This is a genomic window from Janthinobacterium sp. BJB301 (assembly GCF_002735685.1).
Taxonomy (GTDB): domain Bacteria; phylum Pseudomonadota; class Gammaproteobacteria; order Burkholderiales; family Burkholderiaceae_D; genus Janthinobacterium; species Janthinobacterium lividum.
Window position 1 is genome coordinate 1,186,413 of record NZ_PDZJ01000002.1, and the last position, 21,751, is coordinate 1,208,163.

Annotated in this window: 15 protein-coding genes; all 15 read right to left on the reverse strand. The window is 59.9% G+C overall.

The features are described 5' to 3' along the window. Positions 1-5 precede the first annotated feature (5 nt). The gene (locus CSQ91_RS18645; RefSeq protein ID WP_099389199.1) at positions 6-1,388 is read right to left on the reverse strand and encodes a polysaccharide biosynthesis C-terminal domain-containing protein; all 1,383 of its coding nucleotides are present in this window, start codon (positions 1,386-1,388) and stop codon (positions 6-8) included. A gap of 79 nt (positions 1,389-1,467) precedes the next feature. Then, positions 1,468-2,682, reverse strand: coding sequence for a GumC family protein (locus CSQ91_RS18650; protein ID WP_099389200.1), 1,215 nt, complete (start codon positions 2,680-2,682; stop codon positions 1,468-1,470). 52 nt (positions 2,683-2,734) lie between these two features. Next, positions 2,735-4,645: an SLBB domain-containing protein gene (locus CSQ91_RS18655; RefSeq protein ID WP_099389201.1), complete on the reverse strand. Its 1,911-nt coding sequence runs from the start codon at positions 4,643-4,645 to the stop codon at positions 2,735-2,737. Positions 4,646-4,701: 56 nt separating this feature from the next. Continuing rightward, a complete protein-coding gene (locus tag CSQ91_RS18660; protein WP_099389202.1) occupies positions 4,702-7,647 on the reverse strand; it encodes a YjbH domain-containing protein in 2,946 nt (981 codons plus the stop codon). A gap of 380 nt (positions 7,648-8,027) precedes the next feature. Beyond that, positions 8,028-8,732, reverse strand: coding sequence for a DUF4197 domain-containing protein (locus CSQ91_RS18665; RefSeq protein ID WP_034778751.1), 705 nt, complete (start codon positions 8,730-8,732; stop codon positions 8,028-8,030). Positions 8,733-8,907: 175 nt separating this feature from the next. Then, the gene (locus tag CSQ91_RS18670) at positions 8,908-10,482 is read right to left on the reverse strand and encodes an SEL1-like repeat protein (RefSeq protein WP_257217397.1); all 1,575 of its coding nucleotides are present in this window, start codon (positions 10,480-10,482) and stop codon (positions 8,908-8,910) included. Between the two features lie 2 nt (positions 10,483-10,484). After that, complete coding sequence (locus CSQ91_RS18675) at positions 10,485-12,689, reverse strand: EAL domain-containing response regulator (protein ID WP_099389204.1); 2,205 nt, start codon at positions 12,687-12,689, stop codon at positions 10,485-10,487. 5 nt (positions 12,690-12,694) lie between these two features. After that, the gene (locus CSQ91_RS18680; RefSeq protein WP_070281766.1) at positions 12,695-14,857 is read right to left on the reverse strand and encodes an HDOD domain-containing protein; all 2,163 of its coding nucleotides are present in this window, start codon (positions 14,855-14,857) and stop codon (positions 12,695-12,697) included. 203 nt (positions 14,858-15,060) lie between these two features. Beyond that, positions 15,061-16,341 (reverse strand): multidrug effflux MFS transporter, encoded by a 1,281-nt coding sequence (locus tag CSQ91_RS18685; protein WP_205412502.1) that lies wholly within the window; start codon positions 16,339-16,341, stop codon positions 15,061-15,063. Positions 16,342-16,415: 74 nt separating this feature from the next. After that, complete coding sequence (locus CSQ91_RS18690) at positions 16,416-17,621, reverse strand: THUMP domain-containing class I SAM-dependent RNA methyltransferase (protein ID WP_373630534.1); 1,206 nt, start codon at positions 17,619-17,621, stop codon at positions 16,416-16,418. Positions 17,622-17,701: 80 nt separating this feature from the next. Further along, the gene (locus CSQ91_RS18695) at positions 17,702-18,319 is read right to left on the reverse strand and encodes a 2-hydroxychromene-2-carboxylate isomerase (RefSeq protein ID WP_034778761.1); all 618 of its coding nucleotides are present in this window, start codon (positions 18,317-18,319) and stop codon (positions 17,702-17,704) included. Positions 18,320-18,329: 10 nt separating this feature from the next. Then, positions 18,330-18,767, reverse strand: a complete 438-nt coding sequence (locus CSQ91_RS18700) for a CopD family protein (RefSeq protein ID WP_034745744.1) — start codon at positions 18,765-18,767, stop codon at positions 18,330-18,332. Positions 18,768-18,837: 70 nt separating this feature from the next. Beyond that, positions 18,838-20,109, reverse strand: coding sequence for a glutamate-5-semialdehyde dehydrogenase (locus CSQ91_RS18705; RefSeq protein ID WP_070281891.1), 1,272 nt, complete (start codon positions 20,107-20,109; stop codon positions 18,838-18,840). Between the two features lie 23 nt (positions 20,110-20,132). Further along, positions 20,133-21,149 carry a DNA polymerase III subunit delta gene (holA, locus tag CSQ91_RS18710; RefSeq protein WP_034778765.1) on the reverse strand — a complete coding sequence of 339 codons (1,017 nt, stop codon included), beginning with the start codon at positions 21,147-21,149 and terminating at the stop codon, positions 20,133-20,135. Between the two features lie 10 nt (positions 21,150-21,159). Further along, positions 21,160-21,750 carry an LPS-assembly lipoprotein LptE gene (locus tag CSQ91_RS18715; RefSeq protein WP_099389205.1) on the reverse strand — a complete coding sequence of 197 codons (591 nt, stop codon included), beginning with the start codon at positions 21,748-21,750 and terminating at the stop codon, positions 21,160-21,162. Between the last annotated feature and the right edge of the window lies 1 nt (position 21,751).

A 21,751-nucleotide genomic window follows, 5' to 3' on the forward strand; every position in this document is an offset into this window, starting at 1 on the left:
TGCCCTCAACTTTGGCAAAGCCAAAATAACACGCCCAACGTTACCGCCGGGAAAAATATTACCCTATTAAAGAAATACAATCTTGAAATAGATAATATTTTTGTTTTATCCACAACAAAAATCAGCGCACTAACCACTCCTGCAATTGCACCAATTAATGTCCCATATACTACTCCGATGACACCATATAATGGAGCAAGCATTAAACTGAAGGACAAATTAACAACGCCCTCTATAATGGCCGGCATGAATGCTTTTTTATGTTCGGCAATAGAAAGCAGCAAAAGTGAATATGGACTCAACAAACTTCTTATCGCATGGGCGAATAACATTATAGAAAGCAATACATAAACGTCATCGACATAGCTTACATCTACCCATAAGGACAGAAGAACTTTTCCAAAGAAGAAGAAAAGTGCGATTACAAAAACAAGAAATATGGCGCAGCCAGCACTCGATATCGCCAATAACTTTGGCAAGCGTACTTGCTTGTCTGTTTTGGCAAACGAAGCCGATCCAATTGCAACCAAAGGGCTCAGGACCGCCTGCATTACACCCACCAGAATGGATATGGCAGTTATTGCCAGCGAATAAGATGCCACTTTTTCAAAGTCATAATGTCCGACTATCACCAAGTCAACGCCATTGACAAACAGCATTGCAACACTCCACACCGCCAAACTAGAACAATAATAAAATAATTCCTTGCACCTGGTCCAATCAATGGCCCCTAAATTTTTTACAATCTCTCCGCCCCATTTCTTCGCATAGAAATAGCTGATCGGTAATATCATGACTCCGCATAATGCCAATACGACAGAAATTTCGAGAAGCGTTCCACCATTACTCAATACCAGCCAAATAAAGAATAAACTTGACATTCTAGTCAGCAGCAGTCCGCTGACCGGCACTATATTTCGATGCAATCCAATAAACATGCCTGATGGGACCAACGCAAATAACTGAAACGCCGCCGACATACCTAGTATGGCTATACAAGTTCTGAATTCACCAACCAAGTCCTCAGGAATATTCTTGAAAAATAATGGATAAAATACTGCAAGCACCACGACTGCAAAAACCGCAAAAAAACTGAAAAATGACACCAACACCAAGCCAGCTTTTATGGTTTTCCGCTGATCACTCAAATCCGATATTTCATTTCCATGCGCAATGAATTTTGTCATTGCGGTTTGCAACCCAAAACCAAAGAGCTGCATATATATCAATATTTGCAGCGATAAACTCCAAAGTGAAAATTCCAATTTTCCCAAATGGCGAACGACAAGTGCCGGCAGCAATAAATTGAATAATGTCGTACCTATTCCACCAATTACATTTGCAACGGCATTCTTTAAAAACAATTTACGTAATGATGCAGCTGCCATAAGTAATCAATATTTTATTTGTAATTTCTTAAAATGCCAGGCTATTTCAGTTTAAATGGCATCATGCCATGGCATTTGTTTAATTATTTTTCCAAGCGTTTGATACCGCGGCCCAGCGAATATTATTCTTGGCATTGTGCTTAGATGACACATAGGCATCGCGTAAAATCGCGATGAAGATTGCCAATATCCCTCCGCCAATAAGGCCGGCCAAGGTGAGAAGCAGAGGTTTCGGCTTGATTTTTTCCTGAGCAGGCACTGCCAAATCCAGTTGCTGGATCATGGAAGAATCCTTGGCCTCATCAATTTTTGCCAACTCATACTGTTTTGCCAGCAGTTCAAAAATGGTCTCATAATATTTAACATCCCTTAATGTGCGAACATACTCGACGCCAACCTCAGGAAGCTTCCCGCTAGGAATCATGACATCACCACTCCTGCCTTGGCCACTTTGCAACTTTTCCAACTGGCCCTGCAGCCCGCGCATCTCTTCCTGCAAGCGCATATATTCGGGGTTGCTGGCGGTCGCAAAACTGCGCATGGCCTGCAATTGGACTGTTTTGGCTGCGATGGTACCTTGGAGCTGGGCTTCATTGGCAATAAGTCCCTTCACCTGCCCTTCCAATTGAAGCATGCCTGTCGTTTCTTGCATTTTCCGCATAGCAACTTCGGCGTTCGCTAACTCCTCTTTGGCAGCCTTCAATTGCTTCTCAAAAAAAACCCGGCGTCTGGCAGCTTCCGTGATTGCCAAGTTCTTGGTCAGCGCAGCCAGCTCTGTCACATAGGCATTCGCCAAATCAGCAGCAAACTTTGGGTCCCTGTCTTCGACAGAAATACCAATCAAGCCATCTTTACCGTTAGATATGCTGCGCACATTCGCCAACTTGTCGCGCGTATCATCCAGAGATTCTTTGTTGAAGCGTTCTTTCAACTTGTATCGTTCGATCAAATTATCTGCAATTGTCCGGCTCTGCAGCATGCCCACATATAAATCGTTGGGATTTTTCAGGCCGGCGATACTGCCTGCGGCGCTCGCTAAACCGCCCAATTGCCCCAACATTGCGGAAACAGTAGAACTCTGCTGCTGCGGTGGCATGATAACAGCCGTACTGACATACTTCGGAGTCATCAGCAAGCTGGCTGTCAGTGCCAATGCACCAGTCACCAGTGGGAAAATGACGATGAGCTTGCGCTGACGTACCAAGGCAGCACACACGTCGAGCAAATGAATGCCCTCGTCTTCTGCCTGGACTACTGGATATTGCTTATTTTGAATTTCTACATGCTCGGACATCGTTCGCTTTCAAATAAAGTGTGGTTTTATGCGTATCTGATGAGATGCCGTGTTAATCCTTCAACACTTTCAAACCAGCTGCTCCCAAACCAAACTGATAGAAAATCGCAGTCCATTCCTTCAGGCTCTGCATAAACGTGCTGCGTTCGATTTTCTCGGGCACCACTACCGTGTCACCCGGATTAAGCGCCGTGCCGCCAATACCACTGAACCAGCCGGTTCCCTGGCCACTCTGCGCCGTGCCATCGGCCCGGATCACATACATTTCGGATTTGTCCGCATTCGCAGTGATACCTCCGGCCTGCTGAACATAGTCGTTGACCGTACGTTGTGGGCGATAAACGAAGGCGTTTTGCTGGAAGACGGAACCCAGCACATCCACAGTGCCGGGACGGCGCGGAATCAAAATGGAATCGCCGTCCTGCAGCGGCAGATCGGGCAGATTTTTGACTTGCGTGTCAACACCTGGCAGATCGAGAACAATGCGGCCCTCAGCCTTGATGCTGCGCAGTTTTTGTGCGATGCGGCGTTGCTGATCGACTTCAGCCGCAGCCTTCGCTGCGTTATCTTTGTCATTGCTGGCTGCCATGCGCTGTGTCGCGTTCGACTCCAGCTCCCGTTCAAAGCGGTCAGCCACCTGGTTCAGTTTGATCTGCTGGGCGCGACGTACGGATTCACGGTTCAACTGAGTGGCGTACAGGTAACCATTTTCATTGGCGCCGCCGACACGGGCGATCAGCTCGCGCAGGGTTTCACCTTTTTTCAGCAGGAAAATACCGCTCTGCTTTGCTTCGCCAGCCACGCGCACGTATTCATTCTGGATTTGTGCCTGGACCGGTACGGCCCCTGGTGCGAACACGCGCAGAATATCGGTCGGCTTGACGGCAATGCCGGCCAACTGACTGCCGGACACACCTTTGTCGGCTACCAGTTCCAGCACGGTTTTATATTGATTATCGATGTTCTTTTCAACCACGATCTGCTTGGTTTCAGCCGCCGACTCGAAGCCGCCGGCCCAGCTCAATACATCGGCCAGGCTGGTATTGCCTTTCAATTCGAAAATAGCAGGCTGTTTTACGTTGCCGGTCAAGGCCACCAGCGGACCCACCTCAGGAATATAGATCACGTCGCCGTCGCGCAAGGTGACGTCGCGGCTCTTGTCACCGCTGACCAGTATGTCATACAGGTCGAAGGTGCTGACGGTATCCTTGCCGCGCTTGAGCTGGATATTGCGCATGCTGCCGGTAGCGTCCGGGCCGCCCGACGTAAACAGGGCATTGAGCAGGGTGCTCATGGAATTCAAGGTATAGGTACCAGGACGAACGGCATGGCCGACCACGTACACTTGCACGGCGCGCGTTTGAGCGATGCTCGCTGTCAGGTCGAAATTAGTATAGATCTTGCCAATGGCTTTCTTCAGGTAGCCCTGCAAGTCCTTGTACTGCACGCCACTGACCTTGATGGAGCCGACGCGCGGGATGAAAATCGCGCCGCTGCGGTCAACCGTGGCGCTGACGTCGATGTCAACCATGCCCCAGCCGCGTACCTGCAACTCGTCGCCCGTGCCGATCACGTATTCCTGGTTGACCTGGACACCATCGAGCGGTGCAAAGGTGGACGGCACATCGCTGAACAGATCCTTGCCGAAAATGCTCAGCTTTTTGCCTGTCACGCCATCGACATACTCTTCGAAAGCGCCCGCCTTGACTTCGGTAACAGCCTGCTTGCTGAGATTATTGGCAGCCAGAGTTTTCTCCTGGCGCGGATCGCTGCGGCCGCTACGGATACTAGGCAGGGTACCTGCGCCTAACTCGCTTGCCTGTGCGCGAGACGGGTTCTGGCGCGGCAGATCAGCCATGTCCAGGTCCTGCCCTGCGGCGTAGGCAGAAGTTGCGCCCAGCAGGAAAGCCGAGAAAATCACTTGTTTCACGAAAGGCGGGGGAGTACGAAGTTGCTTTTTCATGCTGGTCTTTGTCTGGGTAAATGATGTTGTATGAGTAAAGGGAGCGCCATGCGCGCTTAATACTTGCCCTGCCAGGTCACGCTGATTTCTTTCGGTCCCGGATTGATCGACAGGCCCGATTTGCTCTGGTCGCGCTGCGCTTGCCACAGCCAGCTGCCCATGGCGTAGCCGATAATGCCGCCGGCGACCGTGTCGGACACCCAGTGCTTGCGACCAAACACGCGGCCGGCGGAACCCACGGCGGCCACGCTGTACAGCCATGGCGCATCGTATTCCTTGGCAAACGGCGTCACGGCAGCAAAGCCGATCGCGGCATGCGCGGATGGAAACGAGGAATTCGAGCGGGAATTGCTGCTGCCGACGCGGCTCCACGCGCCGAGGTCTTCCTCAGGACGGGCGCGGCCAAACGCATATTTGCCAGCCACCGCCACGCCCGTTGCCGCGGCAACCGATTGCAGGGAAATGAGTCCCGTATTTTGCATGCGCTCATCGCCCAAGGCGAAAGCAGCGGCAGCGCCACCGACGACCGCGTAGGGCATGGCTTTGCCCAGCTTGTCCCAATTGCGGTAGACCTTGGAATCTTCATGTTTCTTGACGAAACGGTCGACGGGTTTGTCGGCCAGCGCGGAAGCCACCACCACGCCGCCGACCAACGCCGTCGCCTTGAGCCATTCAGGAGCACTCGGCGTAGCGGATGCGGATTGCTCCAGGCGCGCGCGCATGGCGGGCCACGGGCTGACAAACGGCCGGTCTGGCGGATTGACGGCAGGCAGGTGCTGTTCGTCCGGGCGCTCGGCAAAGTTGCCCAGGCCATCGTAGCTGTGCATGTCGGCGCGCGGGCGCTCGAACATGTCGTACAGGTCGCCAGGCGAAGCCACCATCTGCCCCACGTCGCGCGTCCATGGCGCAATGGCAAAGCCGGCCGTCGATTGCGTGTCCATCGGCAACATGCTGTTCAGCGGCACGGACAGGAAGATGCCACGGTCCTGGTACGGCTTCGACGGCGTGCCAGGGCTGGTGATGTCGTTGCCATTCGTATGCGTGTACCAGGCGCCGACTTCGATGCCGGACTGGAAGCGGCGCTTGAATTCCATGCGCACGCCTGTGTCTTTGGCCAGGAAGCGGCCGGCGCGCGCCGTCACGGTAATATCGTGCGGCAAGCGGTAATGCAGGGAGCCAATCGCCGTCACCGTCTTGTAGTCGCGTGAATCGAGCAAGCCCTTGTAACCACGCTGCTGCAAGGCATCGACAGCCACGTCGGCCGCCCAGCGGCTATCCTTCGGCAGATATAGCACCTGGCCGCCAACGCCACGGAACATGTCTTCATACAGGCCGGCCGACATGCGGGTATACACGCGCTCGGCGGGATTGTTGTATTTGTTCAGCAAGACGCGGCTCAACGAAAAACGCCCGCCGCGCAAGTATTCCGCCACATCCGTACGCACGTGCGGCAAATTGCTGTTCGATGGCTGCTTGACGCCCGATACCGTTTCCAGCAACTGCAGGCTGGCGGCGCTATTCAGGTACAGGCCGTCACCCAGGCGGCGGTCATAGTTGGCCACGGCCGAAATCGAATAGCGGAAGGCGCCGCTCGGGTCATTGAAGAAGAAGCCCACCTTGGGAGCGATCTTGAAACGGTTCGCCTCCCGGTCCAGCGATTTGATTTGCACCACGTCGCCATCGACGCCAACGCCGACGGCCAGCTTGCCGTCGTCCTTGATGACGTTGGCAGCCTTGGTGGAAGCCGGCGCGGGAATGGCGGGGGAAGGTGCCGCTGGCGCAACTGCAGTTGCGGGAGCCGCGGCAAGTACCGGCGCGGGCGCGGGTGCGAGAGCAGGTGCCGGCGCAGCGGCAGCGACGGGCGCCGGCTTGTCGAGGAATTCCTGCAGCCAGCCTTGCTGATCGTCCCGGATGACATCGCTTTTCTCCGGATAGCGCAGCAGCACGACGTCGAGGAAGGCCTTGCGGTCGATCTTGCCTGCCAAATAGTCGTTCAGTTTTGGCAAGTCAAAGAATTCGTAGGTAGCGATTGGCTGGTCCAGCTTGGTATACGTGATGCGCAAGGTCGTCACGCCCTTCGGCGTGAAGGCGACAGCCGTGCGCGCGGCACGGCCAACGGCGCGGCCCATGTTTGAAATACGGCTGTTGGTCAGGCTCAGGCTGAGGACATTGCCTTCTTGCTCGACACGGATGTTCTTGTAGTCCTGCTTTACCAGGGCATTGACCAGGTCGGCGCCATAGACGGGGTCGCGGTGCCATGCTTCCTTGCTCGGCAGCGGTGGCGGATTCTTGTCGTCTACGAAATACGGTGGCTCATACACCTTGGGAATGAACTCGCGCTCGCCAAACGGAATGCTGATAAAGGCGTTCACGCTGAACTGGTCGCGGCTGCGTGCTGCTTGCAGGGCAAGCCAGCCCCAGCGGTACTCCAGGCCCACGGAAGCGCCCTTGCGGCGCTTGCCCGCACTCGTTTCGCTGGCGCGGAAGTCGCGCAGATAATTGGTTGTATCGTATTCCGCCACCACCGACCAGCGCGGCAGCGCAGTCGGGGTCCAGCGCGCGCCAGCAAACACGCCGTCCGGGCGCTTGTGCGCATAGCCCAGGCTCGCTTCGATATTCTTGCTGGCGCCAAATGTCTTGGTGGCAACGACATATTGCCCCTTGAACAGCTCGGTGCCGAACAGATCCGTCATGCCGACGGCGACAGATGGCATCCACTCCGTTTCCGTCCACAGGCGCAATTTACCGTCGACGACTTTATCCTTGTAGCGACCGTAGCCACTGCCATATTCACCGGGCACGTTGGTAAAACCAGGGATGCCCGTGATCGACACATAACGCCCCGTCACTTGCAGGAAAGGCAGGATATTTGCCGTGGCCCATAACTGGCCATACGGGCTGTCGTAGCTGTAGCCGACGCTGAAAGTGCCGTCCGTTTCCACCACGGCGCTGGGCATATTGATATACCCGGATTGGCCACCATGATTCGGGGTCGCGGCCATCACCGAAGGCGCGCCAAGCACCAGACAGCCACACCAGGTATATTTGATTGATTTTCTGAGTACGCTTAACAAATCCGGCTACCTAAAATATCCTGCACCTGGAATTCCTGAGAATGTATTCAGAAAATCAATGAGCTTGGGGAAACGTGAATGAAACGAAAAAAGGCCAACCGACGGGCAGGTTGCAATGCCACGCATCAGTTCGCCACTAAAGCTGGGCACTCCCGGGCAGCAGATCGTTGCTTAAGCATGCCTCAGGAATGTATGTCGCAGAATTTTAACATTGTTTTCTTGTAGCAAATGCTTAACTTGTTTCCCTTGCGCCACACCTGTCTATTCAGCGCAAACGCCGCCTGGAGCCGTGCGGCACGCTGGAACCATCACTTCAAACTGCCAAACACTTTGCCGATAATCTTGCTGCCATACGCAAGCGGATTGCTGCGGATGGCTTTTTCTTCCTCGCCGATCATCAGGTACAGGCCGTCAAGCGCGCGGTCCGTGACATAGCCTTCCACCGTCGATTGCTGCTGCGGCACCAGTCCCGTCTTGCCGATCTGGCTCATGGTACTGTTGTACTTGCTGGCCAGGCCGGAACGGTCGGTAACGGATTTCACGATGGGCAGGAATTTGACGGCCAGCGGTGCCGAAGTCTTCTGGCGGAAGAAATCCGTCACGGAAGTATCGCCACCGGACAGGATGTTTTTCGCATCGCTCACGCTCATCGATTTGACCGCGTCGAGCAGCAAGGGCTTGGCCATGGGCACGGCCGACTCGGCGGCACGGTTCATCGCCACCACCAGATCGTCCAGCTGCTGGCCGCGGCCCGTCATTTTCAGCAAGGGCTTGGCTTGTTCCAGGATACCGGGCAACTTGATCTTGACCTTGTCATTGTTCAGGAAGCCATTTTCGATGCCCAGCTTGGCAACGGCAGCGGCCGAACCGGCTTCCAGTGCCGCTTTCAAGCCATTGCTGGCATCCTGGTTGCTAAGGGCATCCAGGGGACCGGCGGCGCCCGCGCCGGACGACAGCAACGCCAGCGCACACAGGATGGCGGCCGGACGGCCAGGGAAAGGGTTCAGGCGCATGGTTTTCCTTTTCTAAAGAATATACAGACCACCTTCTTCTGGAACCTTAGCACATCAAAACTGCAAATACCGCAGCAATTTTAGCGTCCAGGGGGAAACAAGGGGCGCCACAGATGGCGAAGGGAAAGGACTATACAGCACCGGCTGTTGTATCCGCGCACGCTAACGCCGGCGTTCAGCCTGCTATCGCCGCCAGCTGTTCGCGCACCCGCGCCAGATCCGTCTCGCGCATGCGCGCCGCCGTCTGGCGCAAGGATTTTTCCGCGCCGGACACGCCGGCCGCCGCCGCCATCGACAGCCAGATGTAGGCCTGTTGCAAATCGAGCGGGCCACCCTGGCCGCTGGCCGCCATCAGGCCCAGATTCATTTGTGCCCGCGCATGGCCCTGGCGCGCGGCCAGCGCATACCAGTCCCAGGCGGCGGCATAATCCTGCGGCACGTCCTGGCCATTATCATGCCGCAGCCCCAGCGCAAACTGGGCCAGGCTGTGGCCCTGCGCGGCGGCACGGCAATAACAGGCGCAGGCCAGCTGGCTGTCGGGCGCAGGACCATCGTCGCGGTCGTGCAACACGCCCTGCATGTATTGCGCCGGCGCGTAATCCTGCTCGGCGGCGCGGCGGTACCACTCCAGCGCCAGCGACAGATCCTGCGGCACGCCCTGGCCATGTTCATAACGCAAACCCAGGTCGAACTGCGCCCGCACATGTCCCTGGTCGGCCGCCTTGCGATACCAGAAGATGGCTTCCTGCGCATCGGCAGGCATGCCCTGCCCGTGCTCATGCAACAGTCCCAGCTGGTACTGCGCGGCGGGAAAGCCCTGCCCTGCCGCCTGGCGGTAGAATACTTGTGCCTGGGTATAGTCCTGCGCGCCATGCTCATGGTGCAGGCCCAGGTTGTGCTGGGCCGCTGCGTGCCCCTGGCCAGCCGCCTTCACGTACCACTCGAGTGCCGCCTGCTTATCGCAGGGCACGCCCTGGCCATTGTCGTAGATCAGTCCCAGATTGAACTGCGAACTGGCGTGGCCCTGCTCGGCCGCGCGCCGGTACCAGGTGATCGCCTGCCTGCTGTCCTGCGGCAGCACGTCGCCATTTTCATAGCGCAGCGCCAGGTTGAACTGGGCCGGCGCATAGCCTTGCTCGGCCGCCTTGCGCATCCAGGCCGTCGCTTGCTGGCGGTCCTGGCGCACGCCCTGGCCATTGTCGTAGCGCAGGCCCAGGTTGAACTGCGCGCGCGCATAACCCTGATCGGCCGCCTTGCGGTACCAGGCGATGGCTTGCACGAAATCCTGCGGCACGCCCTTGCCATTGTCATACATCATGCCCAGATTATTCTGCGCGCCCGCGTCGCCCTGTTCCGCCGCGCGGCTGAACCACAGCATGGCTAGTCCGCTATCTTGCGCGAGCCCCTGGCCCTTGGCATACAGCCATCCCAGGTTGTACTGCGCCGCCGCGTAGCCCTGCTCGGCCGCCTGCTGGTACCAGTGCGCCGCCTGCACAAAATCCTGTGGCACGCCCTGCCCCTTCTGGCACATCACGCCCAGGTTGTATTGCGCGTGCTCGAGCCCCTGCGCGGCGGCCAGGCCATACCAGTGCAAGGCAAGCGCATAGCTTTGTTCGATCCCCTGGCCATTGAAATGCATGAAACCCAGGCTGTGCTGGGCGTTCGCATTGCCCTTCTCGGCCAGTCCTTTCAGGCGCAGGTAGTCAGCCGTGTAATGAGCAGCCGTGTAGCGGGGGGCGGCAAGCGGCACGGTCAAGCCTCGATGACCAGCGTCTGGGACAACGCGGGGGCGGCATCAGCGATCAGGCGGTTCTGTTCCTGCAGCACGCCGATGAAACTGCCCAGCGAAATGGGCCGGTGGTACAGATAGCCCTGCATCGTGGTGCAGCCCTTGTCCTGCAGGTAGCGCGCCTGCCCTTCCGTTTCCACACCCTCGGCGATCAGGTGCAAACCCAGGCCGCGCGCGATCGAGATGATGGCCAGGATGACGGGGTAGTGTCCGTGCTCGTCGTGGATTTCCTTCACAAACGACTGGTCGATCTTGATCGTGTGGATGGGGAAGCGGTGCAGGTACGACAACGAGGAATAGCCGGTGCCGAAATCGTCGATGGCGACCGACACGCCCAGCTGGCACAGCTTGTTCAACTGCTCGATCGCATACTGCGGGTTGCGGATGCAGATGTTTTCCGTGATTTCCACTTCGATCTTTTCCGGCGCGATGCCATAGCGCGTCAGCGCGCCACGCATCTTCTCGAAAAAGTCGCCTCGGTCCAGGTATTGCGGCGACAAATTGAGCGACAGGCGCACGGCTTCGCCGCCGGCCGTGTTCCACTGCACCAGGTCGCGGCACAGGGCGCCCAGCATCCAGTCCGAGATCGGCAGCATCAAGCCGTTTTCCTCGGCGAACGGCAAAAATTCGCCGGCCGTCAGCAAGCCCCGCTGCGGGTGGTTCCAGCGCATCAGGCCTTCGGCGCCAACGATGCGGCCCGTCATCACGTCCACCTGCGGCTGGTAATACATCTCCAGCTGGTTCAGCTCCAGCGCCTTGCGCAGGCTCTGCTCGAGGGCGATCTTCTGGTGCGACACGTCGAGCATGGACTCGTGATAAAAACTGTGGCCATTCTTGCCCAGTGCCTTGACCTGGTACATGGCGATGTCGGCGTGGCGCAGCAGCTCGTCGATGGTCTCGCCGTCGCCCGGATAGATGGCGATGCCGATCGAAGCCGAGATATGCACCTGGTTGCCATCGAGGTCGAACGGCTGGTGCAGGCATTCGAGGAATTTGTCGGCGATCAGGCGCGCATCCTGGCGGTCGCGCAGTTCCGGCAGCACGATGGTGAATTCGTCGCCGCCCTGGCGCGCCAGGGTATCGCCGCGGCGCAAACAATCCTTCAGGCGCAGCGCCACCTGCTGCAGCAGTTCGTCGCCCTTCACATGGCCCAGGGTATCGTTGACCAGTTTAAAACGATCGAGATCGATGAACATCACGGCCAGTTCCGTCAGCTTGCGCCGCGCCTGGATCACGGCCAGGCCCAGGCGGTCCTTGAACAGCATGCGGTTCGGCAGGTCCGTCAGGATGTCGTGGTAGGCCTGGTAGGAGATGACTTCCTCTGCACGCTTGCGGTCGGTGATGTCGCGCGCCACGCCGTAGGTGCCGAAGTACTCCTGCTTTTTCGCTTCCTGATCGTGGCTGTGCATTCCGATCGAATTGAGCGGAATCGTCATCAGCGTGTTGTTGAAGGTACGGTCGCTGCCGCTGCCGCTATGGCACTTCAGGCGCAGTTCCACATTGCGCGAGGCCCGCTCGTCGAGGCGGCGCTCATTGAAGGCATAGCGCGCCCGCTCCTGGTCTTCATCGTGCACGAGGATGGAATAATGGCTGCCGATCAGCTCTTCGCGGCTAAAGCCCAGCAACTGGTGCACCCTGTCGTTGATGAAGGTGATGCGGCCTTCGTGGTTCAGGGTATAGATGATGTCGGGCGAGCTGTCGACCAGGTAGCGGTACATCTTTTCCGAGTTTTCCAGCTGCAGCGCGATGCGCTCGTTCTCCAGCGCCAGCTTGCGCTTTTGCAGCGCATTCTCCACCGTCTTGAGCAGCTCCTCGCGGCTGTACGGCTTGCGCAGATAATCGTAGGCGCCACGCTTCAGGGCGCCGATGGCCGCCTCGATGCCGACGTCGCCGCTCATGACGATCACGTCGCCCTCGATGCCGCGCCGGTTGATATGGTCCATGATTTCATGGCCGCTCATGTCGGGCAGGCGCAGATCGAGCAGGATCAGGTCGAAGCGCAGTTTCGACAACTGCGCCAGCGCTTCGCTGCCGCAGGTGGCCGTGTGCAGCTGGTAGCCGCGGTCCTTCAGCAGTTCGTGGAGGGAAGCGAGCAAACGGGGCTCGTCGTCGACCAGCAGGATGCGCGGGCTGTTTTCCAGGTCAAACGGAATGGCGGAGGAGTTCATGGACGTTACGAAGACAAGGCGGTATTGCCCGGCGCGGGCAGCGCGGCTGCAGCGCTCGTCGGCAAGGGAATGGGCAGTAAGATTTCAAACGAGGTGCCGGACTTGCTGCTGCGGCAGCCGATCATGCCATGCAGGCGCGTGACCAGGTCATGCACGATGGACAAACCCAGGCCGTGATGCGCCCCTTCCTTGCTGCTGCGCACAGGGGAAAACAGATTGGCCAGCACGTCGGGAGACAGGCCGGCGCCATTGTCGCTGACGCACAGCTCCAGGTACAGGCGGCGGTCGCGGTTGACGTGGCCACGGTTAGACACTTCGATGCGCCCGCCATCGGGCAGGGCTTCGACGGCGTTTTTCAGCAGGTTGAGCAGGATTTGCTTGAGCGTGTCGGCATCGGCCTCCACCTCGCATGGCGCGTCCTGCATGCGCGTGACCACTTCGATCTTCGACGGCAGGAAATCTGTGGCGCGGAACAGGCGCAGCACGTCGTCGACCACGCGCGCGCAATCGGTGACGCCACTGGCCGCCACCGGCTGCAGATCGGCCAGGCCGCTGATCAACTGGCCGACCCGGTCGATTTCCTCGTTCAGGATCGACATCTCGCCCGTGACCGGCTCCTGCTTCTCCAGCTTGTGATCGAGCACGCTCAGGTAATTCTTGATGATGGACAGCGGGTTATTCACTTCATGCACGACGCGGCGCGACGCGGCGCGGTATTCCTCGGCCACGTGATCGAGCTGGCGGCGCGCCAGACCGCGCGCGCTGATGGCCGTTTCCAGCGCCGTGGCGGCCTGGTTGGCATACGCGCGCAGGAAACCCTCGCGCTTCTGGCAAGCGGGAATCTGCCACGCCGCCACGCCGCCAATCAGCACGCCCAGGCTGCGCTGGCCCGCCACCAAAGGCACGCAGACCAGGCTGTCGGTACCGAGAATGCGGAACAGCTGCTCCTCGACGATGCCCAGCGCCGGCATGTCGCGTTTCAGGAACGCCAACTGGCACTCCAGCGCCGAAGCGGCCAGCGGGCCGCCCTTGGCCAGCGGGATCGAGAACCCTGCCAGGCGCTGCTGATGCTCGCCCGCCGCCACGCCCACCAGCGCATGGCCGGTGGGGTTTTGCAGCAGGATGATGGCGGTGTCGAAATCGAACAGGATGCGCGCCGAGCGCGTGATGGCTTCCAGCAGGCTGCTCTCGCCCTGTTGGCGGGCGAAAGTCTGCCCCACTTCGGACACCAGCACCATGTTGCGCACTTCGTCGGACAGGCGCTGCTGCACCGGATCGACGGACGGCGGCGCATACGCGGGCGGCGTGGCGATATCATCCGCGCCGGCCAGGTCGATGCCCAGGTGCTGCGCGGCCTGCTCCACCTGGCGCGCGACGCTGCCGGCCAGGTCTTCCAGTACTTCGACATCCAGCGCGCACAGGCTTGCCGCCTGCGTGATGGACTCGGCCTCGTCCGCATCGTCGGCATGGCTGCACAGCAGATGCGCCAGGCGCACGATGCGGATCAGGGGATGGCTCGCTTCCAGGCGCGCCAGCGGTTCATGGTGATACAGCACGCTGTCGGCCAGGAAGGAATCGAGATGCCAGCGCTCGATCAGCCAGGCGCCCGCTTCGGCATGCGTGATCTGCAAGGTGCGCTGCTCCACCGCGCACAGGGCGGCATCGTCGCGCGCCGTGAAATTGAAGGCGTATTCCTTCGGCGCCGTGGCCAGCAAGGCCAGGCGGCCCACGTTGTGCAGCAATCCTGCCAGATACGCTTCCTCGACATGCGGATAGGCCATTGCCTTGGCCAGCGCGCGCGCCATGACGGCGGCCGACAGCGAACTTTTCCAGAAGGCGCGCAAATCCGTGCTGCCTGAATGGGGGAAGCTGTTGAAGGTCTGGAAGACGGATTCGCTGATGACCAGCGTCTTGATCATGTCCGTGCCCAGCGAGACGAGCGATTGCTCCAGGCTGACGACCTTGCTCTGGCGATGATAGGCCGAGCTGTTGGCCACGCCGAGGATCTTGCTGGTCATGCCCGCATCCTTGGCAATCAGGGCGGCCAGCTCCGGCATGCCGGCATCGTCGGCCTGCAGGTGGGCGATCAGCTTGAGGAGGATCTGCGGCATGGCCGGCAGGCGGGCAATCAGCAGGCGATTGCGAATATCTTGATCAGATTGATGCATCGTATCAGGCATTGCCGGTTCGAAAAGGATGAGCGCTCAGCAGCGAAGCGCGGCCACGTTCAGAGGAATCCTCCACTCCTGTAACCAAAAAATCTATTGCCTGAGAGGATGCCGGGAAAGAACTCATCTTATCATAAGCGCCGGATATTACTTGCAATATAGAAAATTAAGTTGAAATAAATCTAGCGTTCTACAGTGGAAACTTATGCCTTGAAGGAACCTAGCAAACGGTGGCGGAAGCGCCGCGATATCAGCCACAGCGCCAGCGCCAGGCCCGTAAACGCCAGTTGGCCCGAGGCCAGCCACAGCACGGAACCGGACAGCAGCGGCGAGATCACGCCGGCCACCACGGCGCCGAGCATGGTGCTGGCAAACGACTGGCACGAGGCCACCGTGCCGCGGATATGCGGGAACAGATCGAGCGCCAGCAGGGTCGCGCCGGGTCCCACCAGCGACATGCCGAAAGTGTAGAAGAACAGGGGCAGCACCGACCAGGGCAAGGATGGCGGCAGGAACAGGTGATACACGACATTGACGCTGGCGGCGCACAGCAGGAAGGCAAAGCCGATGCCGATCTGGCGCGCGAACGTGACCTTGCCAGCGATGCGGTTGGCCGCCGCGGCGCCCATGAAGATGCCGCTCACGCAGGGAATGAACAGCCAGCCGAATTGCGATGGCCCCAGGCCCAGCTGCCTGGGCAGCATTTCCGGCGCGGCCGTGATGAACAGGAACAGGCCCGCGAAATTGAGGGCGACGATGCCGGCCTTGATGTGGAACAGGGGCGAGCGCAGGATCTGGCCATAGCTCGATGCAAGGAAACGGGGATTGAACGGCTGGCGCTTGGCCAAAGGCAGGGTTTCGGGCAGGCGCCAGTAGCAGAACGCCAGCAGCACCACCGTGTAAAAGGCGAGGAACAGGAAGATCGAGCGCCAGTCGAACCAGATGACGATCCAGCCGCCGAGAATCGGCGCCACGGCCGGGGCGATGGAAAAGATCATCGTCACCAGCGACAGCAGCCGCGCCGCCGCCGCATCGGCATACAGGTCGCGGATGATGGCGCGGCTGATCACCACGCCGGCGCCGGCGGAGACGCCCTGCATGATGCGGAAGAACCACAGATAGTGCACCGTGTGCGCCGAAGCGCAGCCGAGCGAGCCGATGGCAAACATCAGCAGGGACACGAGAATGACGTTGCGCCGGCCGAAGGTATCCGAGATCGCGCCATGCCACAGCACCATGCCGGCAAAGGCCAGCATGTAGAACGTCAGCGACTGCTGCACTTCCAGCGGCGAGGCCTGCAGCGAACCCTGGATCGCGCCAAACGCGGGCAGATACGTGTCGATCGACAGGGGGCCCAGCATCGACAGCCCGGCCAGCATCATCGCCAGCGCACCGCGGCTCAGCGGCGCCATGTGGCTCGGCGTGGGAGGCGGAACGGGGGTAACCGGGTCGGGCGGCACATCGGCCGGAGGGGTGGGAAACATGGCGGGTCCAAAGTGGCGCGCGGACCGATTTCAGTCCGCGCGCGGGGTTACTGCGGGTGTCTTACGGTGAACGCTTACTGCTGTGGTTTGGGCTTGGCTTCTTCACGGCGGTTGTAGCCTGCAACCATGTCAAAGCGGAACAGACGGCATTCCAGCGCGCCATTGAAGAAAGGCGTCTTGCGCGCTTCCTTCAAACGCAGCAGCTTGGGCAGGCCCAGGTCGGCCGTGAACAGGAACACGGTCCAGCCGGCGAAACGCTGCTTCAGGGTCGTGCCCATGGCTGAATAGAAGGAAGTCGACAATTCATCTTCCGGGATGGTGCTGTCGCCACGCACGCCGATACGCTCGCCGTACGGCGGATTGGTCAGCATGATGCCCGGCACCTCGCTTGGCGGCTTGACTTCCTGCGCCTCGATCTGTTTCAAGGGCACGTCGAAGCGCACGCCGGCGCAGCGCAGGTTGTGGCGCGTCATGGCGACCATGTCGCCCGAGATGTCGCTGCCGAAAATGGTCGGTTCGGCTGGCAGCGGATTGACCTTGATGGCGTTTTTCATGGCATTCCACGGCGCCGGATCGAAGTCGTGGAAGTTTTCAAACGCGAACTGGCGCGAGGCGCCCGGTGGAATCCCCTGCAGCATCTGCGCCGCTTCGGCCAGGATGGTGCCGGAACCGCACATCGGGTCGAACAGCACCATGCCGGGCTTCCAGCCCGACACGCGCAGCAGGCCGGCGGCCAGGTTTTCGCGCAGCGGCGCGTCGCCCGTCTCTTCGCGCCAGCCGCGCTTGAACAAGGCCTCGCCCGAGGTGTCGAGGTAGACGGTAAACGTGTGTGCGTCGAGGAAGCCGACGATGCGCATGTCCGGCGTCTTGGTATTGACCGATGGGCGCTCGTTGAACTGGTCGCGGAAGCGGTCGCAGATCGCATCCTTGATTTTCAAGGTCGTGAATTCCAGGCTGCGCAGCGGCGATTTGACAGCCGTGACGTCGACGCGGATCGTGTGGTGCACGCCGAACCAGTCTTCCCAGGATTGCGCCAGGGTCAGGTCATAGATATCGTTTTCCGTCTTGTAGCCGGAATGGGCCATGCGCATCAGCACGCGCGAGGCGATGCGCGAATGCAGGTTGATGCGATAGGAGTCCAGCAGGTCGCCGGAGCAGTGTACGCCGCCCGGTACCTGGTTGTGGACCTTCATGGTCGCACTATCCTGTGCGATCTCGCCCAGTTCCTCGGCCAGCGCCGCTTCCATGCCGCGCGGGCATGGGCAAAAATATGAAGCCATGGTGTACCTTTTATCCGTTGAAAAACAATTAACTAAAAATTTCAAAACCTGTCGGATTACGCGCGCAGCGCTAATCCGACCTACAACTTCTCCAGCGCCCGTTCGACAAAATCGAGGCGGTCCTGGCCCCAGTATCCTTCGCCATCGACGATATACCACGGCGAACCGAAGACGCTGGCGGCGGTGGCCGCTTCCGTATTGGCATCGTATTCGGCCTGCACGCTGGCCGTTTCCGACGTTTTCAGCAGCTGGCGGCCATCGAAACCGGCATCCAGCGCGATCTGCACCAGGGTTTCCTCGTCGCCGATGTTGCGCTCTTCAGCCCACAGGCCGCGCATGATGGCGTGCGCCAGGTTCAGCGATGCTTCCACGCCGTGCGCCAGGCGCGTGGCGATGATCAGCTTGGCAGAAGCTTCAGGCGACACGGGGAAGAACTTTGGCTGCAAGGTCAAGGGCACCTGCAAAAAAGCCGACCAGCGCGCCAATTCTGCCAGGCGGTACGCCTGGCGCTGCGGTGCGCGCTTGGCCAGCGGCAGGCCGCCCGAGACACTGAAGACCTTGCCCAGGTCAAAAGGGCGCACGTCGATCTGGGCCCCCGTCTTCGCGGCGATGGCCATCAGGCGCGCATGACCCAGATAGGTCCATGGCGAGTGGGGGGCGAAGAAATACTGCACGACTTTGCTCTGACTTGCACTCATCTCGACTCCCTTAGAAAGGCTTGACCACGACCAGCACGACGACGGCCAGCAGCATCACCACCGGCACTTCATTAAACCAGCGGAACCAGGTGTGGCTGCGCTTGTTGAGACCTTTTTCAAACTTGCGCAGGATGGAACCGCAGGCATGGTGATAGCCGAGCAGCAGCACCACGAACGTCAGCTTGGCGTGCATCCAGCCCGGCATCTTCATGCGGCCCTCGCCGCCACCGTACAGCATCCACATCAAGGCCAACCCCAGCACCATGGCCGGCAGCGCCAGCAGCGACATGAAACGGTACAGCTTGCGCGCCATCAGCAGCAGGCGCTCGGTGGCTACCGTTTCCGTCTCCATCGCCAGGTTCACGAAGATGCGCGGCAAGTAAAACAGGCCGGCAAACCAGGACATGACGAAGATGATGTGGAAGGCTTTGGTCCAGAGAAAGAGCATGGGGTTTCCAGTGTCGGAGGTGGAGAGAAACGAGAGCACGGGCCGCCTTGTGGGCAGCCCGCGAAAGAGACTATTTACGTACTTCGCCGTGGCCAAAGACCACGTACTTGAGCGAGGTCAAACCTTCCAGTCCCACCGGGCCGCGCGCATGCAGCTTGTCGTTCGAGATGCCGATCTCGGCGCCCAGGCCATATTCGAAGCCGTCGGCGAAACGCGTCGACGCGTTCACCATCACCGAGGCGGAATCGACTTCGCGCAGGAAGCGCAGCGCATCGCTGTAGTCTTCCGTGATGATCGATTCCGTATGCTTGGACGAATACTGGTTGATGTGGTCCATCGCTTCGTCGATGCCGTCGACCACTTTCACCGACAGGATCGCCGCCAGGTATTCGGTGGACCAGTCTTCCTCGGTGGCGGGCACCAGGTGCGGATAAGCGGCGGCAGCCAGGATCGCATGGCTTTCCGGATCGGCGCGCAGTTCCACCTGCTTGGTCAGGTACAGTTCGGCCAGCTGCGGCAGCACGGTAGCGGCGATGGCGCGCGACACCAGCAGGGTTTCCATGGTGTTGCAGGTGCCGTAGCGGTGGCACTTCGCGTTGAAGCCGATATCGATCGCCTTCCTGATATCGGCCTTGGCGTCGATGTAGACGTGGCAGATGCCATCGAGGTGCTTGATCATCGGCACGGTAGCCTCGCTCATCAGGCGCGCGATCAGGCCCTTGCCGCCGCGCGGCACGATGACATCCACGTACTGCGGCATAGTGATGAGAGCGCCGACGGCGGCGCGGTCGGTGGTGTCGATGACTTGCACGGCATCGGCCGGCAGGCCGGCACCCTGCAAGCCCTCGGCCACCAGCTTGGCCAGCGCGCGGTTGCAGTGTATCGCTTCCGAGCCGCCGCGCAAGATCGTCGCGTTGCCGCTCTTGATGCACAGGCCGGCCGCATCCACCGTCACGTTCGGACGGGCTTCATAGATGATGCCGATGACGCCCAGCGGCACGCGCATCTGCCCAACCTGGATGCCCGTCGGGCGGAATTTCATGTTCGAGATTTCGCCGATCGGGTCGGCCAGCGACACGATCTGCGTCAAGCCTTCGACCATGGTGGCAATGGCAGAGTCGGACAGGGTCAGCCGGTCGAGCATGGCCGGCGCCAGGCCGGCGGCGGCCGCCGCATCGAGGTCGCGCTGGTTGGCCGCGCGCAGCAGATCGGCATCGCGCACGATGGCGGCGGCGATCAGGCTCAAGGCACGGTTGCGCGTGGCGCTGTCGGCACGCGCCATGGCGCGCGAGGCGGCGCGCGCGCGCGTGCCCACGTCCTGCATATATTCTGTGATGTCCATGCTCGTATCCATATAGTAAAAAACTAGCCTCGGGCGATCTTCAGACCCAGCTGCAGCATGGCATCCCAGGCATCGCCCGCGTAGCCCTTGGCGCGCAAGCCCTTGATCATCTTGTCCACCTGCGCCGCCTGCTGCAGCGCCGCTTCCAGCACGGGTAGCGAAATGCGCCGCAGGGCCGGTTCCATCATCCGCTCGCGCGGCCCCCAGATACGGTATTCCTTCAGCAGCGCGCCCAATGGACGCCCTTGCGCCATGCCGGCCTTCAATTTTAACAGCGTGCGGATTTCTTCGGAGACGGCCCACAAGACCAGCGGCAGCGCCTCGCCCTCGCCTTTCAAGCCTTCGAGCATGCGCACCAGGCGCGCCGGGTCGCCGGCCAGCATGGCTTCGGACAGCTTGAAGACATCGTAGCGGGCCACGTTCAGCACCGCGTCCTGCACTTGCTCGTACGTCAGCTTGCCCGCGGCATGCAGCAAGCCCAGTTTCTGGATTTCCTGGTGCGCCGCCAGCAAATTGCCTTCCACCCGTTCGGCGATGAAGTCGATGCTGGCCCGTTCGGCGCTTTGCCCCTGCGCCGCCAGGCGCTGGGATATCCAGGCAGGCAACTGCGCCCGTTCCACATTCGGAATGTCGATATACACGGCCGCCTGCTGCAGGCTGGCGACCCAGGCCGCTTTTTGCGTCGCCCAATCCAGCTTGGGCAAGGTGATCAGGGTCAGGTTGTCTGGACTGAGATTTTTCGCGTAGCTTTGCAGCGCCGCTCCGCCATCCTTGCCCGGCTTGCCGGTGGGGATGCGCAGCTCGATCATTTTCTTGTCGCCGAACAGCGACAGCTCCTGGTTCGCGGCCAGCAGTTCTCCCCACTTGAAGCTGCGCTCCACCGTCAGCACGTCGCGCTCGGAGTACCCCTGCGCACGCGCCGCGCGGCGGATCTTGTCGGCCGCTTCCAGCGCCAGCAAGTGTTCGTCGCTGGTGATCACATACAGCTGCGCCAGCGGCTTGGCCACATGCCCATCGAGCGCGTCTATCCGCAATTGCATGGCGTCCCCGTTACTGCTGCGGCGCGACGGGCGTCACTGGCGTCACTGGCGCCACCGACATGGCCGGCAGCACCGGCTTGATGGCGGCCAGGCGGCGCATAATCTGCTGCACCAGGTCGTTGCGCATGTCGCGGTACAGCGCCGCCTCTTCCGTTTCCTTGGCCAGTACCTGCGATTCGTCGAAGGTAATCGGGCGCACCAGGCTGATGGTCGTCGGTGCCAGCAACTGGTTGCCGGCCTTGTCCACCACGCGGAAATTGATCGAGTAGCCGAGTTGGTACTCTTGCACGCGGCCGTTAGGGTTCAGCGACAAAATGGTCTTGGTACGATTCCTCTCCGGGTCGTTGAGCACTTCAAGGACGGCATCGGCGCCATCCTTGGTGTTCACCACCTCCGTGCTGCCAATGGCGCGGATATAGCGTTTCAGGCCGATCGCCAGCGGCGACGTGTCGGGCAAGCCGATGTACATCGTCGCGAACGGCAGCATGAAACTGCCGTTCGAGCCGCGCAAGTGAAAGCCGCAGGCCGACAGCAAAACAGTCAGGCCCAAAGCCAGCACGGCACGGCGGCCCAACAGCGATACTTGAGAGGAAGTCGTCATG

Bases quoted from the DNA above. Each gene is read 5' to 3' on its own strand.
- CSQ91_RS18645 (WP_099389199.1), bottom strand. From the start codon at position 1,388: ATGGCAGCTGCATCATTACGTAAATTGTTTTTAAAGAATGCCGTTGCA.
- CSQ91_RS18650 (WP_099389200.1), bottom strand. From the start codon at position 2,682: ATGTCCGAGCATGTAGAAATTCAAAATAAGCAATATCCAGTAGTCCAG.
- CSQ91_RS18655 (WP_099389201.1), bottom strand. From the start codon at position 4,645: ATGAAAAAGCAACTTCGTACTCCCCCGCCTTTCGTGAAACAAGTGATT.
- CSQ91_RS18660 (WP_099389202.1), bottom strand. From the start codon at position 7,647: ATGGCCGCGACCCCGAATCATGGTGGCCAATCCGGGTATATCAATATG.
- CSQ91_RS18665 (WP_034778751.1), bottom strand. From the start codon at position 8,732: ATGCGCCTGAACCCTTTCCCTGGCCGTCCGGCCGCCATCCTGTGTGCG.
- CSQ91_RS18675 (WP_099389204.1), bottom strand. From the start codon at position 12,689: ATGAACTCCTCCGCCATTCCGTTTGACCTGGAAAACAGCCCGCGCATC.
- CSQ91_RS18680 (WP_070281766.1), bottom strand. From the start codon at position 14,857: ATGCATCAATCTGATCAAGATATTCGCAATCGCCTGCTGATTGCCCGC.
- CSQ91_RS18685 (WP_205412502.1), bottom strand. From the start codon at position 16,341: ATGTTTCCCACCCCTCCGGCCGATGTGCCGCCCGACCCGGTTACCCCC.
- CSQ91_RS18690 (WP_373630534.1), bottom strand. From the start codon at position 17,621: ATGGCTTCATATTTTTGCCCATGCCCGCGCGGCATGGAAGCGGCGCTG.
- CSQ91_RS18695 (WP_034778761.1), bottom strand. From the start codon at position 18,319: ATGAGTGCAAGTCAGAGCAAAGTCGTGCAGTATTTCTTCGCCCCCCAC.
- CSQ91_RS18700 (WP_034745744.1), bottom strand. From the start codon at position 18,767: ATGCTCTTTCTCTGGACCAAAGCCTTCCACATCATCTTCGTCATGTCC.
- CSQ91_RS18705 (WP_070281891.1), bottom strand. From the start codon at position 20,109: ATGGACATCACAGAATATATGCAGGACGTGGGCACGCGCGCGCGCGCC.
- holA (WP_034778765.1), bottom strand. From the start codon at position 21,149: ATGCAATTGCGGATAGACGCGCTCGATGGGCATGTGGCCAAGCCGCTG.
- CSQ91_RS18715 (WP_099389205.1), bottom strand. From the start codon at position 21,750: ATGACGACTTCCTCTCAAGTATCGCTGTTGGGCCGCCGTGCCGTGCTG.